The 19,484-nt window shown below is 66.4% G+C and carries 18 protein-coding genes and 3 tRNA genes; 6 read left to right on the forward strand and 15 right to left on the reverse strand.

Going from position 1 to position 19,484, the window contains the following annotated elements:
* Positions 1 to 44: 44 nt before the first annotated feature.
* Genes lpxK through H4O10_RS02310 form a run of 7 tightly spaced genes read right to left on the reverse strand, consistent with a single transcriptional unit; the run spans position 45 to position 8,376 of the window.
* The gene (gene lpxK / locus H4O10_RS02280; protein ID WP_049397614.1) at positions 45 to 1,064 is read right to left on the reverse strand and encodes a tetraacyldisaccharide 4'-kinase; all 1,020 of its coding nucleotides are present in this window, start codon (positions 1,062 to 1,064) and stop codon (positions 45 to 47) included.
* The gene (gene msbA, locus H4O10_RS02285; protein ID WP_005412820.1) at positions 1,064 to 2,812 is read right to left on the reverse strand and encodes a lipid A export permease/ATP-binding protein MsbA; all 1,749 of its coding nucleotides are present in this window, start codon (positions 2,810 to 2,812) and stop codon (positions 1,064 to 1,066) included. The genes lpxK and msbA overlap by 1 nt, the downstream gene beginning before the upstream one ends.
* Entirely contained in the window at positions 2,809 to 3,231 is a 423-nt protein-coding gene (locus H4O10_RS02290) for a biopolymer transporter ExbD (RefSeq protein WP_004152323.1), read from the reverse strand. Before H4O10_RS02290 ends, msbA begins: the two co-directional genes overlap by 4 nt.
* Positions 3,232 to 3,234: 3 nt before the next feature.
* On the reverse strand, positions 3,235 to 3,897 hold the full coding sequence (locus H4O10_RS02295; protein WP_005412819.1) for a MotA/TolQ/ExbB proton channel family protein: 663 nt from the start codon (positions 3,895 to 3,897) through the stop codon (positions 3,235 to 3,237).
* A gap of 3 nt (positions 3,898 to 3,900) precedes the next feature.
* Entirely contained in the window at positions 3,901 to 6,300 is a 2,400-nt protein-coding gene (locus tag H4O10_RS02300) for a DNA internalization-related competence protein ComEC/Rec2 (RefSeq protein ID WP_049417678.1), read from the reverse strand.
* A 59-nt stretch (positions 6,301 to 6,359) separates the two neighbouring features.
* On the reverse strand, positions 6,360 to 7,703 hold the full coding sequence (locus H4O10_RS02305) for a HAMP domain-containing sensor histidine kinase (RefSeq protein WP_049397611.1): 1,344 nt from the start codon (positions 7,701 to 7,703) through the stop codon (positions 6,360 to 6,362).
* Position 7,704: 1 nt separating this feature from the next.
* On the reverse strand, positions 7,705 to 8,376 hold the full coding sequence (locus H4O10_RS02310) for a response regulator transcription factor (RefSeq protein ID WP_005408870.1): 672 nt from the start codon (positions 8,374 to 8,376) through the stop codon (positions 7,705 to 7,707).
* A gap of 145 nt (positions 8,377 to 8,521) precedes the next feature.
* Between H4O10_RS02310 and H4O10_RS02315 the strand changes: the two genes are divergently transcribed.
* Positions 8,522 to 9,289 carry a MipA/OmpV family protein gene (locus tag H4O10_RS02315; RefSeq protein WP_049397610.1) on the forward strand — a complete coding sequence of 256 codons (768 nt, stop codon included), beginning with the start codon at positions 8,522 to 8,524 and terminating at the stop codon, positions 9,287 to 9,289.
* 30 nt (positions 9,290 to 9,319) lie between these two features.
* Positions 9,320 to 9,604, forward strand: a complete 285-nt coding sequence (locus tag H4O10_RS02320) for a hypothetical protein (protein ID WP_005408868.1) — start codon at positions 9,320 to 9,322, stop codon at positions 9,602 to 9,604.
* 42 nt (positions 9,605 to 9,646) lie between these two features.
* Here H4O10_RS02320 and H4O10_RS02325 read toward each other — a convergent pair whose 3' ends face one another.
* Positions 9,647 to 9,787: a hypothetical protein gene (locus H4O10_RS02325; protein WP_005408867.1), complete on the reverse strand. Its 141-nt coding sequence runs from the start codon at positions 9,785 to 9,787 to the stop codon at positions 9,647 to 9,649.
* 162 nt (positions 9,788 to 9,949) lie between these two features.
* Here H4O10_RS02325 and H4O10_RS02330 point away from each other — a divergent pair, with 162 nt between their 5' ends.
* The 3 genes from H4O10_RS02330 to H4O10_RS02340 all read left to right on the forward strand — a co-directional run bounded on the left by H4O10_RS02330 (position 9,950) and on the right by H4O10_RS02340 (position 11,410).
* Entirely contained in the window at positions 9,950 to 10,519 is a 570-nt protein-coding gene (locus tag H4O10_RS02330) for a TlpA disulfide reductase family protein (protein WP_005408866.1), read from the forward strand.
* Positions 10,520 to 10,631: 112 nt separating this feature from the next.
* Positions 10,632 to 10,820 (forward strand): hypothetical protein, encoded by a 189-nt coding sequence (locus tag H4O10_RS02335; protein WP_005408865.1) that lies wholly within the window; start codon positions 10,632 to 10,634, stop codon positions 10,818 to 10,820.
* 257 nt (positions 10,821 to 11,077) lie between these two features.
* A complete protein-coding gene (locus H4O10_RS02340) occupies positions 11,078 to 11,410 on the forward strand; it encodes a hypothetical protein (RefSeq protein WP_005408864.1) in 333 nt (110 codons plus the stop codon).
* A 94-nt stretch (positions 11,411 to 11,504) separates the two neighbouring features.
* On the opposite strand, the gene H4O10_RS02345 is transcribed toward H4O10_RS02340, so the two are convergent.
* The 3 genes from H4O10_RS02345 to uvrB all read right to left on the reverse strand — a co-directional run bounded on the left by H4O10_RS02345 (position 11,505) and on the right by uvrB (position 13,884).
* Positions 11,505 to 11,579 (reverse strand) — tRNA-Val (locus H4O10_RS02345).
* 98 nt (positions 11,580 to 11,677) lie between these two features.
* Positions 11,678 to 11,752, reverse strand: a tRNA-Val gene (locus H4O10_RS02350).
* A 107-nt stretch (positions 11,753 to 11,859) separates the two neighbouring features.
* Complete coding sequence (gene uvrB, locus H4O10_RS02355) at positions 11,860 to 13,884, reverse strand: excinuclease ABC subunit UvrB (protein WP_005408863.1); 2,025 nt, start codon at positions 13,882 to 13,884, stop codon at positions 11,860 to 11,862.
* 129 nt (positions 13,885 to 14,013) lie between these two features.
* Between uvrB and H4O10_RS02360 the strand changes: the two genes are divergently transcribed.
* Positions 14,014 to 14,550, forward strand: coding sequence for a GspH/FimT family pseudopilin (locus tag H4O10_RS02360; protein ID WP_099470581.1), 537 nt, complete (start codon positions 14,014 to 14,016; stop codon positions 14,548 to 14,550).
* Positions 14,551 to 14,598: 48 nt separating this feature from the next.
* On the opposite strand, the gene H4O10_RS02365 is transcribed toward H4O10_RS02360, so the two are convergent.
* The 4 genes from H4O10_RS02365 to H4O10_RS02380 all read right to left on the reverse strand — a co-directional run bounded on the left by H4O10_RS02365 (position 14,599) and on the right by H4O10_RS02380 (position 19,483).
* Positions 14,599 to 14,675, reverse strand: a tRNA-Asn gene (locus tag H4O10_RS02365).
* A gap of 47 nt (positions 14,676 to 14,722) precedes the next feature.
* Positions 14,723 to 15,148, reverse strand: coding sequence for a type IV pilin protein (locus tag H4O10_RS02370; protein WP_005408861.1), 426 nt, complete (start codon positions 15,146 to 15,148; stop codon positions 14,723 to 14,725).
* A gap of 13 nt (positions 15,149 to 15,161) precedes the next feature.
* Positions 15,162 to 18,950, reverse strand: coding sequence for a PilC/PilY family type IV pilus protein (locus H4O10_RS02375; protein WP_012479678.1), 3,789 nt, complete (start codon positions 18,948 to 18,950; stop codon positions 15,162 to 15,164).
* Positions 18,951 to 18,961: 11 nt separating this feature from the next.
* The gene (locus H4O10_RS02380) at positions 18,962 to 19,483 is read right to left on the reverse strand and encodes a PilX N-terminal domain-containing pilus assembly protein (protein WP_005408859.1); all 522 of its coding nucleotides are present in this window, start codon (positions 19,481 to 19,483) and stop codon (positions 18,962 to 18,964) included.
* Position 19,484 lies beyond the last annotated feature (1 nt).

Genomic DNA, 19,484 nt, shown 5'->3' on the forward strand with positions numbered 1-19,484 from the left:
GGGATGCGGCCGGCGGCACGTGAATGCAAGCGCCGCCGCGCCGCTCAGTTCGGTCGCAGCTTGTCCAGGCGGTCGGTCAGCGCCACCCAGAACGCGGCAGGCAGCTCGGCACGCAACGGCACCGCGTAATGCCAATCGTTGCCGAACGCGCGGCATTTCACCGCATCCTTCTCGGTCATCAGCACCGGCAGCTGGCTGCCGAAGGACAGGTCCTGCGGCTGGTAGGCCTGGTGGTCGGCAAAGGCGTGCGGCACCACGCCGATGCCACGCGCGCGCAGCATGTCGAAGAAGCGCTGCGGATGGGCGATGCCGGCAACCGCATGAACACGCTGGCCCTTGAAGTACGACAACGGGCGCGCGCGGCCACCGGCCAGCGGCTGCGCACTGTCGATGTGCAGGGCCATCGGCCACTGGCCGAAACCGCAGGCCTGTGCCGCGCTTTCCTCATCGGCCTGGCCCAGGTTGACCACGCGGAAATCGCATTCGCCGGCACGGCTGACCGGCTCGCGCAGCGGGCCGGCGGGAATCATCCGGCCGTTGCCGTAGCGCCGCTGGGCATCGACCACTTCGATCTCGATGTCGCGCGCCAGCCGGTAGTGCTGCAGGCCGTCATCGCAGACGATCACGTCGCAGCCGGCCTGGATCAGTGCCTTGCCTGCGGCCACGCGGTCAGCGTCCACGCGCACCGGTACGCCGGTCTTCCAGGCGATCAGCACCGGTTCGTCACCGCCCTTGGCGGTCGGCGTGTCGGCCTGCACCCACAGCGGCTTGTCAGCGTCTTCACGGCCATAGCCACGGCTGGCGACGCCCGGCTTCCAGCCGGCCGCACGCAAGCGCTCGACCAGGGCGATGGTCAGCGGCGTCTTGCCGGTGCCGCCGGCGGTGATGTTGCCAACCACGATGACCGGCACCGGCAGCGCGTAGCGCTTGCGCCATCCACGCCGGTAGGCACGGCGGCGCAGCGCGGTGACGCCGGCATACAGCGGCGCCAGCAGGCGCATCGCCCACGGAACCGGGCTGCCGTCGTACCAGTACGGCGGGGTCTGGGTACCCTTGCCAGCCATCAGTCCTGCCTTTCGCGGAACTGCATGCTGTGCAGATGCTGGTACAGGCCACCCATGGCAAGCAGCTCCTTGTGGGTACCCCGTTCAACGATGCGGCCGTGGTCCATCACCAGCACCTGATCGGCATGCTCGATGGTCGACAGGCGGTGCGCGATGACCAGCGTGGTGCGTTCGGGCATCAGGCGCTGCAGCGCATCCTGCACCAGTCGCTCGGATTCGTTGTCCAGCGCGGCAGTGGCTTCGTCGAGGATCAGGATCGGGGCGTCACGCAGGATCGCGCGGGCGATCGCCAGTCGCTGGCGCTGGCCACCGGACAGCAGCGCGCCGTTCTCGCCGACAGGGGTCTGCAGCTGCTGCGGCATGCGCGCGATGAACTCCCACGCATTGGCTGCTTCGGCCGCCGCACGGATCTGCTCCTCGCTCGCTTCCATGCCATAGGCGATGTTGGCCGCGATGGTGTCATCGAACAGCATGACCTTCTGTCCGACCATCGCCACCTGCCGACGCAGGTCGGCCAACGGATAGTCATCCAGCGCGACGCCATCGAGGGTGATCACACCACCGCTGGGCTCGTAGAAGCGCGGCACCAGCCGGATCAGGCTGGTCTTGCCACTGCCGGAACGACCCACGATGGCGGTGACCGTGCCGGGCTTGGCAACGAAACTGATGTCGTCCAGGGCAATGCCGCTGTCCTCGCGGTAGCGCAGCATGACGTGGTCGAAGGCCAGTTCGCCGCGTACGCGCTGCACGCTGTTGCGGCCCTCGTCACGCTCGACCTGCATGTCGAGGATGCCGAACAGGCGCTCTGCGGCGGCCACGCCGCGCGAGATCGAGGTCTGCACGCTGGTCAGGCGGCGCAGCGAAGGAATGATGGCCATCATCGAGGTCATCAGGCCCATGAACTGGCCGGCGTTGAGGCGACCGGCCAGCGCTTCACGCGTCGACACCCAGACAATCACCGCCAGCGCCAGCGCGGCCAGGAACTGCACCACGCTGGAGGCGGCAGCACGGGTGACTTCCACCTTCATGTTCAGCGACAGCATGCGGTTGGCCAGGCGCGAGTAGCGCGAGATCTCATGCTGCTGGGTGCCGTGCACCTTCACTTCCTGCTGCGCCGCCAGCGACTGTTCGGCGGTCTGCGCCATCGAACCCATACCATCCTGGATGCCACGGCTGATGCGGCGGTAGCGCTTGCCCACGTAGGACACGATCACGCCGATCAGCGGTACCACCACCAGCATCGCCACGGTGACCTTCACGCTCATCTGCAGCATTACCGCCAGCATGGCGATGATGGTCAGGGTGTCGGCCACCACGGTCTTGAGTGCGTCGGCACTGGCCTGAGTGACCTGTTCGGTATCGAAGTTCAGGCGGCTGACCATCACCGGCGTCGCTTCGGTATCAAAATGCGAGGACGGCAGGTGCAGGTACTTGGCCAGCACCTGTTCGCGCAGGTCGCGCACCACGCTGCGGCCGGTCTTGGCCAGCGCGTAGTCGCTCACCCAGGTGGCGACGCTGCGCATCAGGAACAGGCCCAGGATGGTCAGCGGCAGGATCACCGCCATGCGCGGTTCCGGGTTGACGAAACCGCGGTTGACCAGCGGCTCCATCAACTTGGTGAAGTGGTAGCCCGCCAGGGCTTCGACCACCATGGCGATGACCGCGGCCACCATGAACACCCAATAGGCGCGGGTGTACCCCAGCAGACGTTTGTAGATCGGCCACACCGGCGCGTGATTGGAACTCATGGACGCACCTCGGGTGCTGTTGCAATGGCAATACGGCGGAAGCCGAGCTGACCCAGCGCGTCCTGCGCGGTCACCACGGCCTGGTAGGGAGTGCGTGCGTCGGCACGCAGCAGCACGGTCTGCTCGCGATCGCTGCCGGCCACGGCGGCGATGGTCTGCTTGACCGACTCTACGTCGCTGCGCAGCACTTCCTGGTCGTTGATGAAGTAACGGCCTTCGGCGTTGATCAGCACGCTGAGCGAGCGCGGCGGCTCGTTGGTCTGCTGCTGGCTGGCGGTCGGCAACTGCACCTGCAGCGTCGAACGCGCGTCGAAGGTGGTGGTGACCACGAAGAAGATGATCAGCACCAGGATGACGTCGATCAGCGGCACCAGGTCGATATGCGGCTCATCCTGGGATCGGTCGTTGCCGATACGCATCGATCAGGCCTTCGCCGTGGCGGCGCCGGACTGGCGCGCGGCCGGGGCCGGGTTCATCACCCCGGGGCGGCCGTCGAGTGTATCCAGCAGGGCGCTGGCTTCCTGCTCCATCTCCACCACGTAGCCGTGGATGCGGCCCTTGAAGTAGCGATGGAACATCAGCGCCGGAATCGCCACGATCATGCCGGTGGCGGTGCACACCAGCGCCTTGCCGATGCCGCCGGCCAGCTGGTTCACGTCGCCCACGCCGTGGTCGAGGATGCCCAGGAACATCTGGATCATGCCGATCACCGTGCCGAGCAGGCCCAGCAGCGGGCCGGCCGAGGCAATGGTGCCCAGTGCGTTCAGGAATCGCTCCATGCGGTGTACCAGGTGGCGGCCGGTGTCTTCGATGCGCTCGCGGATCTGGTCGCGCGGGCGGTTGCGGGCTTCCAGAGCGGCAGCCAGCAGCGCGCCCAGCGGCGAGTTCGCCCGCAGGGTCTGCAGGTGGGCCGGGTCGAGCTTGCCGCGAGCGGCCCAGTTGCGCACTTCCTGGCCGAGGCCGGGCGGCAGCACTTCAGTCCGCCGAAGGGACCAGAAACGCTCCAGGATGATCGCCAAAGCCAGTACGCCCAACAGCAGCAGCGGCACCATCGGCCAGCCACCGGCCTTGACCAGTTCCCACACGTTTCAACCCTCCGGCCCAACGGCCGCTTGTTCGATCGGCGATAGGATAGCAGCCGACCGCGCCCGCCCAGCGGCATCCCACCACCGGGATGCATGGATGCGCTGTTCACGCAGCTGCAGGCCTTGTGCGCCAAGCCATACGCGGATCGCCCCGGAGTCGGCCGTGGCCAGCACCTCCGCGCCTTGCGCCTGCCAGCGCTGGACCACCTCCTGGCGCGGGTGGCCGAAGCGGTTCCGGTGCCCGGCCGAGACCACCGCCAGCCGCGGCGCCACCGCCGCAACCCACGGCGCACTGGAGCTGCCGCCGCTGCCATGGTGCGGCACCAGTACCACGTCCGCCCTCAGCGCGTGCGGATACGCCTGCAGCAGCGCCCCCTCGGCCGGTCGACCGATGTCACCCGGCAGCAGGACCACGCCGTGACGGCTGGCGATGCGCAGCACGCAGCTGTCCTCGTTTTCGGCTTGCCGGCCGCCCGGCGCCGGGTGCAGGACCTGGAAATCAACCCCGTCCCACTTCCAGCGCATCCCCTGCTGGCAGGGCGTGGCGCCGCCGATGGTGCTGCCCGGTGGCGCCAGCAGCTGCAGCCCGGGCAACTGCCGTCGCAGGCTGGGCAGGCTGCCGGTGTGATCCAGGTGGTCATGGCTGAGCATCACCTGCCGGGGCGGCCCCTGGCCGAGCGCGCGCAGGGCCGGGACCAGGATGCGTTCGTTGCCCTCGCCGCCAGTCGGCGGCCCCACGTCGTACCAGAGCGCGTGCCGCGCCGTGCGCACCAGCACCGCCGTGCCCTGGCCGACATCGTGCACCAGCAGCTCCAGTTCCCCCGCGGCCGGTGCATGCCGGGCCGGCCACAGCAGCGGCAGGCACAGCAGCAGGCCCGCCAGGCCACCGCCGGCGCCGCGCGGCAGCAGCCACCAGAACACGCCCAGCAAGGCCACGGGTAGCGCCCAGCGCGGCGCCTCGGCCAGCCACCACATCGCCTGCGGATGCAGTGCCAACGGCTGCAGGGCCTCCCAGCTGAGCTCGAACAGCCAGGCCGCGGCACGCCAGGCCCAACGCCCCGCGCCGTCATGCAGCACGTGCAGGCCGGTACCGAGCAGCGACAGCGGAACAACCAGCATTGTCCACCACGGGATGATCGGCAGGTTGACCAGCGGCCCCAGCCGCGCCGTCCCGCCGAACAAGGCGATGCACAGCGGCAGCAGCCCAAGGCTGGCAACACCCTGCGCGGCAAGGAACCCGCGCAGCCCGCCACCGATTCCCTCCGGCCCCGTCCTCGGCAGGCACCAGAGCAGCCACAGCACGCCACCGAAGCTCAGCCAGAATCCAGCCGAGAGCACCGACAGCGGCGCAGGCAACAGCATCACCATCGCGGCCAACGCCAGCCCCTGCCCTGCGCCCACCGGGCGACGCCCGGCCCTGGCCAGTGCGACCAGCCCGATCATCAGCGCTGCGCGCACCGTCGGCAGCGCACCACCCGCCGCCACGGCATAGGTGGCTGCGGCCAGCGCCGCTCCCCATGCGGCGGCCTGCGGCCGTGGCCAGTACCGTCCCAGCAACGGGCACAGCCACCACCACAAGCGGCACAGCAGTACACCGAAGCCAGCCACCACGCCCACGTGGAAACCGGAGATGGCGACCAGATGGGTCAGGCCCAGCGCGCGCAGGTGTTCCCAGTCGGCATCGGACAGGCCACGGGTATCGCCCAGTGCCAGCGCCTGCACGAACCGCGCGGCAGGATGTGCCACCTGCACGGCGATCGCCGCACTGCTGCGTTCCCGCCAGGCCTGCAGGCCCTGCGCCGGCAGCCACTCCCGCGCACGGGCCGGATCACGCACCGAGGCATTGCCGGAGATGCCCCGCAGCACGGCGTGGCGCTCGCCATCGAAGCCGCCGGGATTGATCCGCGAGCGTGGCGCGCGCACGCGCAGCGACAACTGCCAATGCGATCCTGCGCGAACCGCATGGCGCTCGCCCTCCGCCTCGTGCGCCGGCGATCCGCGCCACGGATCGTTCCAGGTCACCTGCAGGCGCTTGCCACGCAGCGATGGCAGCGCGCCGGCATCTTCGACATGCAGCACGAAACGCGTGTAGCCGGGCCCCTGCTGGGGAAGGTCGGCAACCCGGCCCCGCACCTGCACATCCTGCGGTGGCGCGCCGGGTGGCAGCTGGCCATGCAGGACCCAGTGCCCGTGCACCGTTGCCCAGGCCAGGCCGAGCAGGGCCGCGGCCCAGGCACGGCCGCGCCAGGGCAACAGCCAGCCGCCGGCGCCGGCGATCGCCATCAGCACACTCAGCCACAGCGGCAGCAACATCGGCATCTGGACGCAGGCCAGCGCCCCCAGCACCAGGCCTGCAGCGCAGCCAAAGCCAAACAGGGCCGGGGCGGATCGATCGGGAACCATTTCCCCAGCCTGCCGCTGGAGGCCGCAGGCTGCCTATCGGGCCTTTCCCCGTGCGCCTGTCAGCGCCGTACGGTACCGCGGTGGAAATTGACTCTGAAGCTGGCGCCGCCGCCAGCCGCTTCGCCAACGCTGACCGAGCCACCGTGGTGCTGCACGATTTCCTTCACCAGGTGCAGGCCCAGGCCACTGCCGCTGCCGGCTGCACGCAGGCGGTGGAAGGGCTCGAAGATCGCTTCGCGGTCGCCGACCGGAATGCCGGCGCCCTGGTCGCTGACCTCCAGCAGGCCGCGTGCATCGAGGCGCACGCAGATCGTGCCGCGCCCGCCGCCATGGACGATGGCGTTGTGCACCAGGTTGGCGATCACCCGCCCCAGCGCCAGGCTGTCGCCATGGATCCACACGGGCGACTCCGGCGCATCCACCTCGAAGCCATAACCGGCGCCGACCACCAGCGGCGCCAGATCGGCGGCCGCCTCGCGCACCAGCAACGCCAGGTCCAGCCGCTGCAGCGCGCCGACATTGCGATCGAGACGCTGCAGGTCGAGCAGGTGCTCAGCCACGTTGCCGAGGCGGGCGACGTCGGTCAGCAACTGCGATTTCAGTTCACCCTGCGGCAGCTGCGACAGGCGCGCCTGCACCACCGCGATCGGTACGCGCAGCTCATGCGCGGCATCGGCGAGGAACTTGTCGCGCGCTGCATAGCCCTGCTGCACCTTGTCGATCGCATCGTTGAACGCTTCCACCAGTGGTGCGACCTCGGTGGACACCAGCTGCGCATCCAGGCGCGCGCCCGGCTGGCCGATGTCCAGTTCCTTGGCCTGCTGCGCGGAGCGGCGCACGCCGCGCATCGCGCGATGGATCACCGTCGGCATCACCAGCAGCGTGATCACGATCAACGGCAGGAAGAACCACAGGCCGATCAGGCGCAGCACCATCAGCGCGCCATCCAGCAACCCACCCTTCGGAGCACCACCGACCATCACCGTGATGCGGCGTCCATCCTCGTTGCGGATCATCACCCGCGCCACGTCCAGATAGGGTGGCACCAGTGAACCCAGTTCGGTGGCGCCCACTGTCGGCAAGCGTGCCAGCAATGGCGCGTGGACCGCAGGAATCGTGCCGCGCTCCAGCCACGTGCCCCTGTCATCAACCGCCGCGAACCAGAGGTTGCCGCCGGCCCCGGCATTGAGCTTGTCCCAGCGCGCCTGGTCCAGTTCCAGCCGGCCGCCTTCGCTGTGCACGGCTTTGGCCACCGCCTCGGCCGTGAACATGTCCATGCCCCAGGAGTCCTTGTCACCCCAGGTCAGGATCAGCGCGACCACCGCGAACAGTACGGTGAACGCCTGCGCAAGGAACAGGCGCCAGGCCAGGCCCAGGGTGATGGAACGGATCGGGCGTGCCATCTCAGGCCTCCGCCAGCAGGTAGCCGACGCCGCGGATCACATGGATCTCCACGCCGGCCCCGGCCTGTTGCAGCGCCTTGCGCAGCTTGGAGATATGCGCGTCCAGTGCATTGGACTGGATCTCGTCATCGAAGCCGTACACCGCCGCCTCCAGTGCACTGCGGGTGACGGTACGCCCCTGCCGCATCGCCAGCGCCTGCAGCACCAGCACCTGGCGCCGGGGCAGCGCCAGCAGCTGGCCATCGACCTGCGCCTGCAGCGATTCGAAATCGAACTCCAGCCGGCCCAGTCGCAAGCGTGGTGTCACCATTGCCGAGGGCCGTCGCGAGACCGCACGGATGCGCGCCATCAGTTCCTCGATCGCCACCGGCTTGACCAGATAGTCATCGGCGCCGACATCCAGGCCCTCGACCTTGTCCGACAGCGTGCCCTTGGCCGTCAGCATGATCACCGCCAGGTTCGGACGCAGGGCCCGCGCAACGGCAACGAAGCCAGCGCCATCGCCATCAGGCAACTGGCGGTCGAGCAGCATCAGCTGGTGCACCGGTTCGCGCAGCGCGATGGCCGCTTCGGCCAGGCAACCAACCACATCGGCGACCACGCCCTGCCGCTCCAGCCCCGATTGCAGGGCACGGGACAGGTCAGGATCGTCTTCGACCAGGAGGATGCGCATCGGGGGCTCGGCTACCGGAAACGGTGCCGATCATAGTGCCTGGCGCCCACTTTTTCCGCTTCGGCCTGGCGGATGCGCCGACGCAATGTTCTGACAATGTTGCTCCCCCATCATGCGCAGCCATCCTCCGCAACGTCGTTGACCGATGCCGCCACTGCCCTCGACCCTGCTGCGCCCGCTGCTGTTCTCCGCTGCCTTTGGCCTGCCGGTGTTCGCGCAGGCCGCCGACAGCAACCCGGGCGTACAGGCCGGCATCAGTGCTGGCGCGACCTCGGGCGCGTATGCGCACTACGACGTCAAGCCACTGGTGGTCCCGTCCATTGCCTGGCAGGGCCAGCGCTTCTTCGCCAGCCCGGGCTCGCTGGGCATGTACCTCTACAAGCGCGAGGGCCTGCGCCTGTCGGCGGCGGTCACGCCCTACACGCTGCGCTTCAAGACCGACGACGTGAACGATCCGCAGCTGCGCCGGCTGCACAGCCGGCAGATGTCCGCCATGGCCGGCATCAATGGTGAATACAGCGCCGACTGGGGCATCGTCGAGGCCAGCGTGATGCGCGAGGTCACCGGGCACGGAGGTGGCATGGAGTCGCGCCTGCACTACAGCTATCCGATCCAGGCTGGTCGCTTCACCTGGGTCCCGAAGGTCGGCGTGGTCCACTCCAGCGCACGCTTGCTGGATTACTACTACGGCATCAGCGATGAGGAAGCGCTGCGCTCGGGACTTGCCGCCTACAACCCGGGCAGCGCGACATCACCGAGCCTGCAGATCGCGGTCAGCACGCCCCTGGGCACGAAGTGGCGCGCGACCGGCGTGGTCGCCAACCAGTGGTTCGGCGATGCAGTAAAGGACAGCCCGATGGCACGACGCGGTACTCAGTCATCGGCCTTCATTTCCCTGATGCGCTCGTTCTGAACGAGCACCCGCTACGGACAAGGACTCCCCATGGCCTCCGTCTCCCCCACCTCCGAAGCACACGCGATCCTGCGAGCCCCCGATCTGGACAGCGCCGAACGCGTCTACCTTGGCCTGATGCCCGACCTTGAGCACGTAAGCGCGCTTGCACGTCGCGCGCTCGGCCAGTCGCGCGTTGCCGACGCAGCCCGGGGATACGCGCTTTCGATGACCCTGGTCGGGCTGCGCCTGCAGGAACTGGAAATGGGCGAGGCCAGCGCGAAAGAGCACCGGCAGGCCACCCTGCGCAGCCTGCGCCAGGCCTTCAGCGCCTGAGCACCGGCCTGCCGCAACGCGGCGGCAGTGCCGCGCCCCCGCTCAGCGGAACGTGGTCCAGGCCAGCACAGCGGACAACAGGGCGACCCAGATCACTGCCTTGAACGTACCTTCCAGCATGTTGCCGCCGAACAGCAGTTCAAAGAACGGATTGGGCCTGGAAACCGGCACATGATCGCTCATCGTTGAAAGATCCTGGGGATGGGTGGAGGGCATGCACGCATGCCTGCGCGGGCACAACTCTAGTACGTGCGCTCCGTCGGAGGATGTGCCGGGAACATCCGCTTAACAACCTGCGCGCCAGTTCGGGTATGTTCGACCCAACGCTGTGTTCAAGGATGATCGATGCTCAAGCGCGTCCTGTTCCCCGTTGTCGCCCTGCTGCTGTCCGTGCTGGTCATCGCGCTCGGATGGCAGAACCGCCAGCTGCGGCAGATCAATGAGCAGATGGCCACGCAGCTGCAGGACATGCGTCTTGCAGCACATGGCCTCGAACTGGGTAGTCGCCCGGATGCGCTGGCGCTGCGCACCACGCAGCAGACCTTCGTCGATATCGGCGGTGCCCGCGAGGTTCCGCAGATCCTCTATTTCTTCTCCACCGCATGCCGCTACTGCCTGGCCTCGGTACCGCAGCTGCAACAGATCGCTGCGGCCCGCGGCAACAGCGAACTGGTCGGTGTCGGCATGCCGCCATACGACCAGCTGGCGGACTACGCCGGCAAACATGCACTGCGCTTCCCGATCGCCATCGACAACGAAGCCGCCGCGTCCACGCGCTATCGCGCCACCGTCACGCCGATGCTGATGGTGCTGGCTGCCGATGGCCGCGTTGCCTACAAGCATGTCGGCCAGCTCGACGCCCAGGTCGTGCAGGCTGCCGTCGCGTCGCTCGCACCGAAGCCGGCGCTGCCCTGATCCCGCGTGCCGCGCATTGCGTCGCGGCCCCCTGTTACCGCATTCGCGCCACAACCGGCACTCCCGTGCCTTCGGCAACTGCAACTCCACAACGCCAACCAAGGAGATACACATGATCGGAAAGAAAGTGCTTTCGTCCGTCGCCGGTATCGTCGTTGTCGCGGCCATGGCCTTCGGCGCCAGCCAGGCCTTCGCCGTCTCGCCCAAGACCGGATATGCACCGGGCTGCGAACCACACCCGCAGTGCCCGTTCGGCAACGCGGGCAAGCACGGCCAGCTGCTGTGCTGCGATCCGTTGTAACCGGATCCGTGCATGGGGTCGGCATCGCTGACCTGCCACACCCGCCGCGGAGCTGAGCCAGCGCCGCGGCCATGACCGGGCCACCCCGCAGTGGCCCACCACGCCGGGCCGCCTTGAAGCGCGGCCCGGCACTTCCTGGCCCGGATTCATCCTTCCCGCAGCGACTTGGCGGGCGCTTTTCCGGCTTTCGTCGCATACCGGTTTCACAGTGCGGGGGGCAGTGCCACGCTGGACTCCCTTCTCCGGAGCACCGTGCCATGCCGATGCTTGCCCTGCTGCTGTTGTGCGCTGGCCTGTTCGGCCGCGATGCCGACGCCGGGGATGCCTCCCTGCGCAGCCAGATCCTGCAGGCCGACGTCGGGCAGGCGGGCGTGCCCCCGGCACATGACCAGACACCGGAGCCGACGGCCCTGCAGTTGTACCGGTTGCGCCAGGACCGCGTGCTGCGCGTGGGCAACCAGCGCCTGCCTGCAGGCGGCCAGCAGCATCAGGCCGGTTCAGCACGTTTCGCGCAGGTCTGGGAACGCGTGGACGGGCACTGGCGGCTGCAGCGCATGATCAGCATCGACGAATGGGTTGCCCAGCGCTGACCTGGGGCACCGGCGACCGTCGCAAACGAAAAAGCCGGCACAGGGCCGGCTTTCATCGTGATCCACCGCTGCACCGGCAATGCCGGGAGCCAGGTGGTGGGCGGTACAGGGTTCGAACCTGTGACCCCTACCATGTCAAGGTAGTGCTCTACCGCTGAGCTAACCGCCCATCTTGTTCTTGCCGCCCGAAAGCTGGCCCTGCTACGTAAAAACCCGGCGCCAGGGCCGGGCTCTTCAGTTCACGACAGCCTCCTTCCGGAGACTTCGTGGTGGGCGGTACAGGGTTCGAACCTGTGACCCCTACCATGTCAAGGTAGTGCTCTACCGCTGAGCTAACCGCCCGTTTTTGCTTCTGAACGTCCGCGATTGCGTCGGTGCAGGCCGCGTATATTACGGATGCCGGCCGTGAAGCGCAACACTTTTGTGAAGAAGATGCTGCACCGCCGCGTTCAGCCCAGACTCGCTTCCTTCAGCTGCCGGATCTGGTCACGCACCCGTGCGGCATCCTCGAATTCCAGGTCCTTGGCGTGCTGGTACATCTGCTGTTCGAGCGCCTTGAGACGCGCCGCCAGCTGGGCCGGACCGAGCGAACGGTAATCGGCTCCGTCCTCGGCAACACCCGCCCTGCCCTTGCCCTTGCCCTTCTTGGCTTCCTTCTCCGCCGCATCCGAACGCGCACCTTCGAGGACGTCGACGATCGGGCGCGCCACCGAGCGCGGCACGATGCCATGTTCTTCGTTGTACTCGACCTGCTTGGCGCGGCGGCGGTCGGTCTCGTCGATCGCTGCCTGCATCGAGCGGGTCACCTTGTCCGCATACAGGATCGCCTTGCCGCGCACATTGCGGGCGGCGCGGCCGATGGTCTGGATCAGCGAACCGGTGGAGCGCAGGAAGCCTTCCTTGTCGGCGTCGAGGATCGCCACCAGCGACACCTCGGGCATGTCCAGGCCTTCGCGCAGCAGGTTGATGCCCACCAGCACATCGAACTTGCCCAGGCGCAGGTCGCGGATGATCTCCACGCGCTCGACCGTATCCACGTCCGAGTGCAGGTAACGCACGCGGATACCGTGTTCGGTCAGGTATTCGGTGAGGTTCTCGGCCATGCGCTTGGTCAGCGTGGTGACCAGCACTCGGTCACCGGCCTTGATGCGCGCGTTGGCCTCGCTCATCAGGTCGTCGACCTGGGTGCCCACCGGGCGGATCTCCACCACCGGATCGATCAGGCCTGTCGGGCGCACCACCAGCTCGGTGATCTCGTCGCCGGCCTCGCGGTACTCATACGGGCCCGGCGTGGCGGACACGTAGATCGCGCGCGGGCAACGCGCCTCCCATTCCTCGAAACGCAGCGGTCGGTTGTCCAGTGCCGACGGCAGGCGGAATCCGAACTCGACCAGGGTCTCCTTGCGCGAGCGATCGCCCTTGAACATGGCGCCGATCTGCGGAATGGTCACGTGCGATTCGTCGATGACCAGCAGCGCGTCCGGCGGCAGGTAGTCGAACAGCGTCGGTGGCGGCTCGCCGGCGTTCTTGCCGGTCAGGTGCCGCGAGTAGTTCTCGATACCGTTGCAGAACCCGACCTCGGCCATCATCTCGATGTCGAACTGCGTGCGCTGTGCCAGGCGCTGCGCCTCCACCAGCTTGTTTTCCGCGTACAGCTGCTCAAGCCGCTCCTTCAACTCCACCTTGATCGTTTCCACCGCGGCCAGCACGCGCTCGCGGGTAGTGGCGTAGTGGGTCTTGGGGTAGACGGTGAAACGCTGCATGTTGCGCATCGTCTCACCGGTGAGCGGGTCGAACAGGGTGATCTTCTCGACCTCGCCGTCGAACAGCTCGATGCGCAGCGCTTCGCTGTCCGACTCGGCCGGGAACACGTCGATCACTTCGCCACGCACGCGGAACGTGCCGCGCTGCAGCTCGTACTCATTGCGCGTGTACTGCAGCTGGGTCAGGTGATTGATCAGGTCGCGCTGGTCGATGCGCTCACCCTTGGACAGGATCAGGCGCAGCGACAGGTAGTCCTCCGGCGCACCCAGGCCATAGATCGCCGACACCGTGGCCACCACGATCGCATCCGGGCGCGACAGCAGGGTCTTGGTCGCGGCCAGCCGCATCTGCTCGATGTGCTCGTTGATCGAACTGTCCTTCTCGATGAAGGTGTCCGACGAAGGCACGTAGGCCTCCGGCTGGTAGTAGTCGTAGTAGCTGACGAAATACTCGACTGCGTTGTGCGGGAAGAACGCCTTGAACTCACCATACAGCTGCGCCGCCAGCGTCTTGTTCGGTGCCATGATCAGCGTCGGCTTCTGCACGTTCTGGATGACGTTGGCGATGGTGTAGGTCTTGCCCGAGCCGGTGACGCCCAGCAGGGTCTGCTTGGCGATGCCCGCCTCGAAGTTGCTGGTCAGCTTCGCGATGGCATCAGGCTGGTCGCCCGCCGGCGAATACGGCGAGACGAGTTCGAAACGGTCGCTCATGGTGTTGCCAGTTCCCGGGAAGGACAAGTATACGGGGCAAGGGGTGACGGCCGGCTGAGGGCTTTCCGGGCAGGCGGGCGCGGCAGTGCCTGATGGCGGCCGTCCCGCTGCGGCGCGAGGCTTGATGCCATGCATCGCACTCCCGCCCACTGTCGTTCAGCATCACGCGGCATGCATCTGGTCGAGATGCTGGTGGTGATCGCCATCCTTTCCGTTCTGCTGGCCGTGGGCTGGCCGGCCCTGCGCCCGGTGCTGTTGCGGCAACGCGCCGACGCCCTGCAGCTGACCCTGCATGCCAGTCTTTCCAGCGCCAGAAGCGAGGCCCTGAAGCGCCGCGAACTGATCGGGCTGTGCGCCAGCGACGACGGTGAGCAGTGCTCCCGCGACTGGAGCGCAGGGTGGATCATCTATCGCAGCGGCAGGCACCGGGGGACACCAGCATCCGCCCAGGACATCCTGATCCACCATCAAGGCCGGACCGACATCGCCATCGTCGCCCAGGCCAGCGGTGGACGGCCGCTGCTGTTCTTCCAGCCTGACGGGCGCAGTCCCGGTGCCAATCTGACGCTGCGCATCTGCGCAGGAGACCGGCTGCATGGCAGGTTGGTCATCAACAACGGCGGCCGCATCCGCAGCGAGCGTGTCGACCGCACCCTTCCCTGCTGACGGGCCAAAACGACAAAAGCCGCGATTTCTCGCGGCTTTTGGAGTATCTGGCGCCCGAAGTTGGACTCGAACCAACGACCCCCTGATTAACAGTCAAGTGCTCTAACCGGCTGAGCTATTCGGGCGGGGAGGCGCATTGTACTGGGCGTTCAGAGGAAGATCAACACCTGATTTACCAGCAATCGGAAACCGTGCCGCTGGCCGTTTTGCGGTTGGCCTGGTCCACGCTCAGCGTCCCGCAGCTGTCCTTGGTCTGGTTGCCCTGGGGCGTCGCAGTCAGCGTGAACGAGGACGCCTTGCCATCGAACGTGATCGCGTACCGTGTGGTCCCGCCCTCGCGCGGCGACACCTTGCTGGGCAGCGCGAAGCCCGAGTAGGTGTTGTTCACCGAGTAGTAGCGCTCAGCACGCTGCGCGTATTCCACCAGGTCCGCCTTGGCCACGCCCCGGTGCGACTGGCGGATGTACTGCTGGTACGACGGAACGACAATCGCGGCCAGGATGCCGAGCACGATCACCACGATCATCAGTTCGATGAGGGAGAAACCGTGCTGTTTGCCGGGACGACGCAGGGTACGGGAAAGAGTGTTCAGGCTCATGGGCATGTCTTCGTTACTGGATCTGACGCCAGGATTGGCGACCGCAGGGATAAGGCACGTACATCGTCGGAGCACCCGCCACGTTGACCGCCATCCAGCAGGCACGTCCGCCTCGATCGGCACCCTTTGCCAGGCGTGGCATCACCGAGACATTGACGTCCTTCACCGGTGCGGTGCCGCCGGTGTCGAGACTCACGCCAGCCGTGCCCGCTCCGTAGGGCGTGCCGGTAATGGACCCGACCCGCGCCTGCTCCAGCGATGCAACACCCGAGATCGGATTGAGGCCAAACAGCCAGTTGCTTCCCTCGGTCGAACAGCCACGGCCACCCGCGGTAGGCATGTAGGTCGGCATGAACACCGTTCCCGACGCCACGGCAGGATTACCAACAAAGCGTTCACCTGCGCCGGGCAGTGCAATGCTCCATCCGCGCGCCGCCCCGGAGAAGGGCGTGGCCGTGACCGTGCGCAACTTGTTGGTGGTGGTCACCGTATAGGCCACCAGATTGGCGGGCACGATCGTGGCCTCCGGCTGGTCCTTGCTGGTGTCGTTGACACCGTACAGCGATTGCGCGGTGAGATCCTGGGGGTCATTGTCGAAGGAGAAGCTGCCGGTACCCAGCACCAGCATCACGCCACCACCGGGTCCGGTCACGGCGGTCATGCCACCGGTAATCGGCTGGCGATACACCTGGTTGTTGTTGTTGGTCTGGCGCGCCGTGGTGAACACCGGTGTGGTGACCGAGGTTGCCGTGCTTTCCAGGTCGAACTTCCACAGCGCGCCGCGCTGGTCGGCCGCATAGATCGTGTCCGCCAGGCCGTCACGGCCACGTACACGCCCCGTCCCACCGGCGCTGTCGGCGCGCCAACGGTCGACAGCCACGATGTTGCCCAGGCCATTGTCACCGGCGGGTGCGGTTGCTGCGGCCTCGGTAGCAGTGATCATCCGCACCGCGCCCGATCCCAGGTCGACCACGAACAGCACGGCCTTGCGGCTGAGGCTGTTGTAACCGTTGCCGAAGATCGCTTTCCACGCCACCCCGGTCCCTTCCTTCACCGGCACGATCACCGGCTTGCCAAGGACATGGCCGATGTTCGCCTTTACGGTGCTGTCGAGCCCCGGCGCCACGTCACTGATTTCCCACAGGCGATTGCCGGTGCCGAAGCTGGACGGCGTGGTTATATCCAGCGCGAACACCGAGCGCCCACCGGCGCCGGCCGTACCGACCAGCGCCGTGGCCCAGTTGCCACCGATCTGCGCGTCCGCCACCGCGATCGGTCCATCCACGTAGTAGCGATGACGGAAGCGCTGGTCGGACTTGTTGGCCGCCACGTAGGGATACAGCAGGTTGGCCATGTGGCCCAGCGCGGTTCCAGGGATGTAGGCGAAGGTCTCGCTGCCACCGGCACCGTCACTTACGCCATTGCCGTTCATGCCACCGTCGAAGGCATGCAGCATGCCGTCATTGGCACCAACATAGACCATGTAGCGGCCATTGTTGCGCTTGCGGGTCAGATACGTGGCATACGAGGTCGCCATCGCGGTGCTGATGCGCTGGTAGCCATAGTCGTCGCGGGGCGAACTGATCACCGGGCTGGAATTGACGATGTCGCCCAGCACGGTGGTACGGGTGCGATAGATGCCCCCCGAGTTGCGCACTTCGCGTGATGCGTCGCCGCGCAGATAAGCCATGGCCGTGGCGATGTCGCCGCCCAGCTTTTCAGCCTCGGTCGCAGAACAGCGCGCAATACCCGGATACTGCTTCTCATCCTTGTTGCAGAGATCGGTGAAGGCGATGTTGGTGCTGCTGAAGTCAACTGCAGCATTGCCCTTGGTGGCGACGATGGTGCGCGAACGCTGCGCGCCCAGTTTCTCGGCCGCTTCCCACACCTGCGTGTACTCGGTCTGCTGCGTCTTGTCGTTCACCGCAAGCTTGGATGCCTTCAGGCGGCTGAACCAATCGGTTTCCTCGTTGGCCACTTCGAACTGGGGCGTGACCGCCAGCGACCCGGTACCGATACGCGCGCCGGTCAGGCCCTGGCTGCCCGAAGGCGCTGGCCCGGAGGTGACCGACGAGAGCACCCGGCGCATGGCCGTGGTGATGTCTGCCGGAGTACGCGCGTTGATGTACTCACCGCGGGTATTGGTCGCGGCGTGCCAGATGTCATCCACGGTGCTGGGGTTGTCGTTCTGGCGACTTGGCCAGTTGCTGTAGACCGCCGAATCGGTATACGGGTTCTGTTGCTTGTTCGGATCGAACAGATTGCCACGCGCGCCCAGCGTGATCCCGTAGAAGTTGATATGCAGGTCCTTCTTGCAGTCCAGCGACTTGTCAGTGCTGGTCGCACATTGCTCCGGCACCGGCACTTGTCCCCGGGGCATCCGATCATCGGTTCGCAACGGGTTCACGTAGTAGTACGCGGCAATATCACCCATGGTGTTGGAATTGCCATCCGAGAAGGGAGTCCCCATGTCCCCGTCCACGTTGCCTGGGGCAGGTGCGAGGGATGACGAAAGGTTGTTGCCATTGTTGCTGTAGCCGTCGGTGAACAGCATCACCGCATTCTTCTGGCAGGACAGCTTGATGGGGGCATTGTCATCGGTCCGCATGAACTGCAGGCCCGCAGCGTTGACGGCATGTCGATTCGGCGTGCCACCACTGGCCGTCAGCGCGATCATGCTGCTGTAGAGCGCGGACTTCTGCCCGATCACGCTCATGTCCCGGATCGCAAGCCGTTTGTTGGAGTCTGTCGAACTGTTGTAATTCTGGAAATCATTGATCCGGAAATACCCGACATACATGTCATTGACATTCAATGCGCGCGTCATGCCGGCGATCATCGCCCGGTTGCGGTTACCGTAGTACGAGTACCAGTTGGCGAAGTTCTGCAATGCGGCAGCATCACCGGTCCCGATGACGTACTTCCACATGTCACATCCGGAACCGCAGGCGCCGGTGACCTTGGTTCGCTGGATACCTGCATACGCATTGGCAGTGCCTGGCAACTGCGGATAGGCGTCACCATCGCTGGTGTACGGCATGTAGAACGTTGCGGGCACATAGCGCAGCGACGCATAGCCCGCCGAGCTCCAGGTCGTGCCTCTCGTATTGGCGTTCTCGTTGCCAAAATTACCATTGGCCCTGCTTGCAGTCCTGTAGGACTGCCCGGCCGGTACCGTCATCCCTTCCTGCATCCTCTGGACGTCCCAGGACGAAGTGCCCAGATAGCTGCTGGCGATCGCGAGTGTATCTGTCTCACGAGGATCGATGAGGGTGGCCGACGTGCTCGCGTCCGGATACGACTGCACCTCTTCATTTACGATCCGCAACCAGGGCTCGTACTTGATTGCGGGGTCGTAGTAGGTTGGATTGTAGGCCGCTGATCGTGCGAACCCGAAGACATCCAGAGCGGGGATGCCGTTGTAGTTGTTGATCCGGGCGCCCGGCAACACGTAGAAATAGCTGCATTCGCCGGTCTGGATGGCATTGCCCCACCGATCATAGGTGGGGAGTACGTCATCGGGCGTGTTGAGAACACCGGCCGACCGGAAGAAACTCTTCCTCCCGTAGTGCCAGCACGCCGTTCCGTCCTGCCCCGGGAACTGGGTCTGGAAGGTCATCGAACCCGAATCGTCCACCGCCATGATGAATGACGGCGGCGCGGAGACCTTCAGGTTCATCGGGTGCTGCGACAATGTGCCCTGCGCCTGCGCGGCGAACAGGTTCATCGCAAGCCAGGTGCCGCCAGCCACCGCCAGCAACAGCCCGGAGCCGGCCAGGATCTTGATCTTTCGGGTCGCCATGACCGGGTTCCTCAAAGCTTGAAAACAGTGTCGACAGCCGCCGAGGAAGTACCCTCGTTGCTGGTGGCGGCATCGCGATCGGAGCCGAACGCGGTGATCTGGTAGACGCGGGTGGGCTCTTCGCTTTCCGGCGTGCCCATGCCCAGCGTCGATTCGCCCTGGATGCAGGCGTCGATGCGGCGCACGCTGACCACCGGCGCCGCCGACAGTTTCTGCTCTCCCACCCAGCGGGTGGGATCGAAGCCGTCATCGCAGATGCGCTTGATGGCGTCAGCCTTCAACGAGCCGCCGTCGCCGGTATTGTTGTCGATCTCCTCGATCGACCGCTCGGCGTCACGGACCGCCCGCTCGCTGGCCTGGAACGCCACGTTGGCGGCCCGGTAGTTGGAGGACATGCGCTCCTGCATGCTCGCCACCTGCATGCCGACCACGCCGATCAGCGACAGCAGGATCAACAGCATCAGAGCCACGTACAGCACCGCACCGCGCTGCTGCGTACGCCCCTGGAATCGACGGGAGACGGAGGGCTTCATG

The sequence above is a fragment of the Stenotrophomonas sp. I18B00994 genome (assembly GCF_014145825.1).
Lineage (GTDB): Bacteria > Pseudomonadota > Gammaproteobacteria > Xanthomonadales > Xanthomonadaceae > Stenotrophomonas > Stenotrophomonas maltophilia.

Bases quoted from the DNA above. Each gene is read 5' to 3' on its own strand.
- lpxK (WP_049397614.1), bottom strand. From the start codon at position 1,064: ATGGCTGGCAAGGGTACCCAGACCCCGCCGTACTGGTACGACGGCAGC.
- uvrB (WP_005408863.1), bottom strand. From the start codon at position 13,884: ATGAGCGACCGTTTCGAACTCGTCTCGCCGTATTCGCCGGCGGGCGAC.
- H4O10_RS02315 (WP_049397610.1), top strand. From the start codon at position 8,522: ATGCCGCCACTGCCCTCGACCCTGCTGCGCCCGCTGCTGTTCTCCGCT.
- H4O10_RS02320 (WP_005408868.1), top strand. From the start codon at position 9,320: ATGGCCTCCGTCTCCCCCACCTCCGAAGCACACGCGATCCTGCGAGCC.
- H4O10_RS02330 (WP_005408866.1), top strand. From the start codon at position 9,950: ATGCTCAAGCGCGTCCTGTTCCCCGTTGTCGCCCTGCTGCTGTCCGTG.
- H4O10_RS02370 (WP_005408861.1), bottom strand. From the start codon at position 15,148: ATGAGCCTGAACACTCTTTCCCGTACCCTGCGTCGTCCCGGCAAACAG.
- H4O10_RS02360 (WP_099470581.1), top strand. From the start codon at position 14,014: ATGCATCGCACTCCCGCCCACTGTCGTTCAGCATCACGCGGCATGCAT.
- H4O10_RS02310 (WP_005408870.1), bottom strand. From the start codon at position 8,376: ATGCGCATCCTCCTGGTCGAAGACGATCCTGACCTGTCCCGTGCCCTG.
- H4O10_RS02375 (WP_012479678.1), bottom strand. From the start codon at position 18,950: ATGGCGACCCGAAAGATCAAGATCCTGGCCGGCTCCGGGCTGTTGCTG.
- H4O10_RS02300 (WP_049417678.1), bottom strand. From the start codon at position 6,300: ATGGTTCCCGATCGATCCGCCCCGGCCCTGTTTGGCTTTGGCTGCGCT.
- H4O10_RS02335 (WP_005408865.1), top strand. From the start codon at position 10,632: ATGATCGGAAAGAAAGTGCTTTCGTCCGTCGCCGGTATCGTCGTTGTC.
- H4O10_RS02325 (WP_005408867.1), bottom strand. From the start codon at position 9,787: ATGAGCGATCATGTGCCGGTTTCCAGGCCCAATCCGTTCTTTGAACTG.
- H4O10_RS02305 (WP_049397611.1), bottom strand. From the start codon at position 7,703: ATGGCACGCCCGATCCGTTCCATCACCCTGGGCCTGGCCTGGCGCCTG.
- msbA (WP_005412820.1), bottom strand. From the start codon at position 2,812: ATGAGTTCCAATCACGCGCCGGTGTGGCCGATCTACAAACGTCTGCTG.
- H4O10_RS02380 (WP_005408859.1), bottom strand. From the start codon at position 19,483: ATGAAGCCCTCCGTCTCCCGTCGATTCCAGGGGCGTACGCAGCAGCGC.
- H4O10_RS02290 (WP_004152323.1), bottom strand. From the start codon at position 3,231: ATGCGTATCGGCAACGACCGATCCCAGGATGAGCCGCATATCGACCTG.
- H4O10_RS02340 (WP_005408864.1), top strand. From the start codon at position 11,078: ATGCCGATGCTTGCCCTGCTGCTGTTGTGCGCTGGCCTGTTCGGCCGC.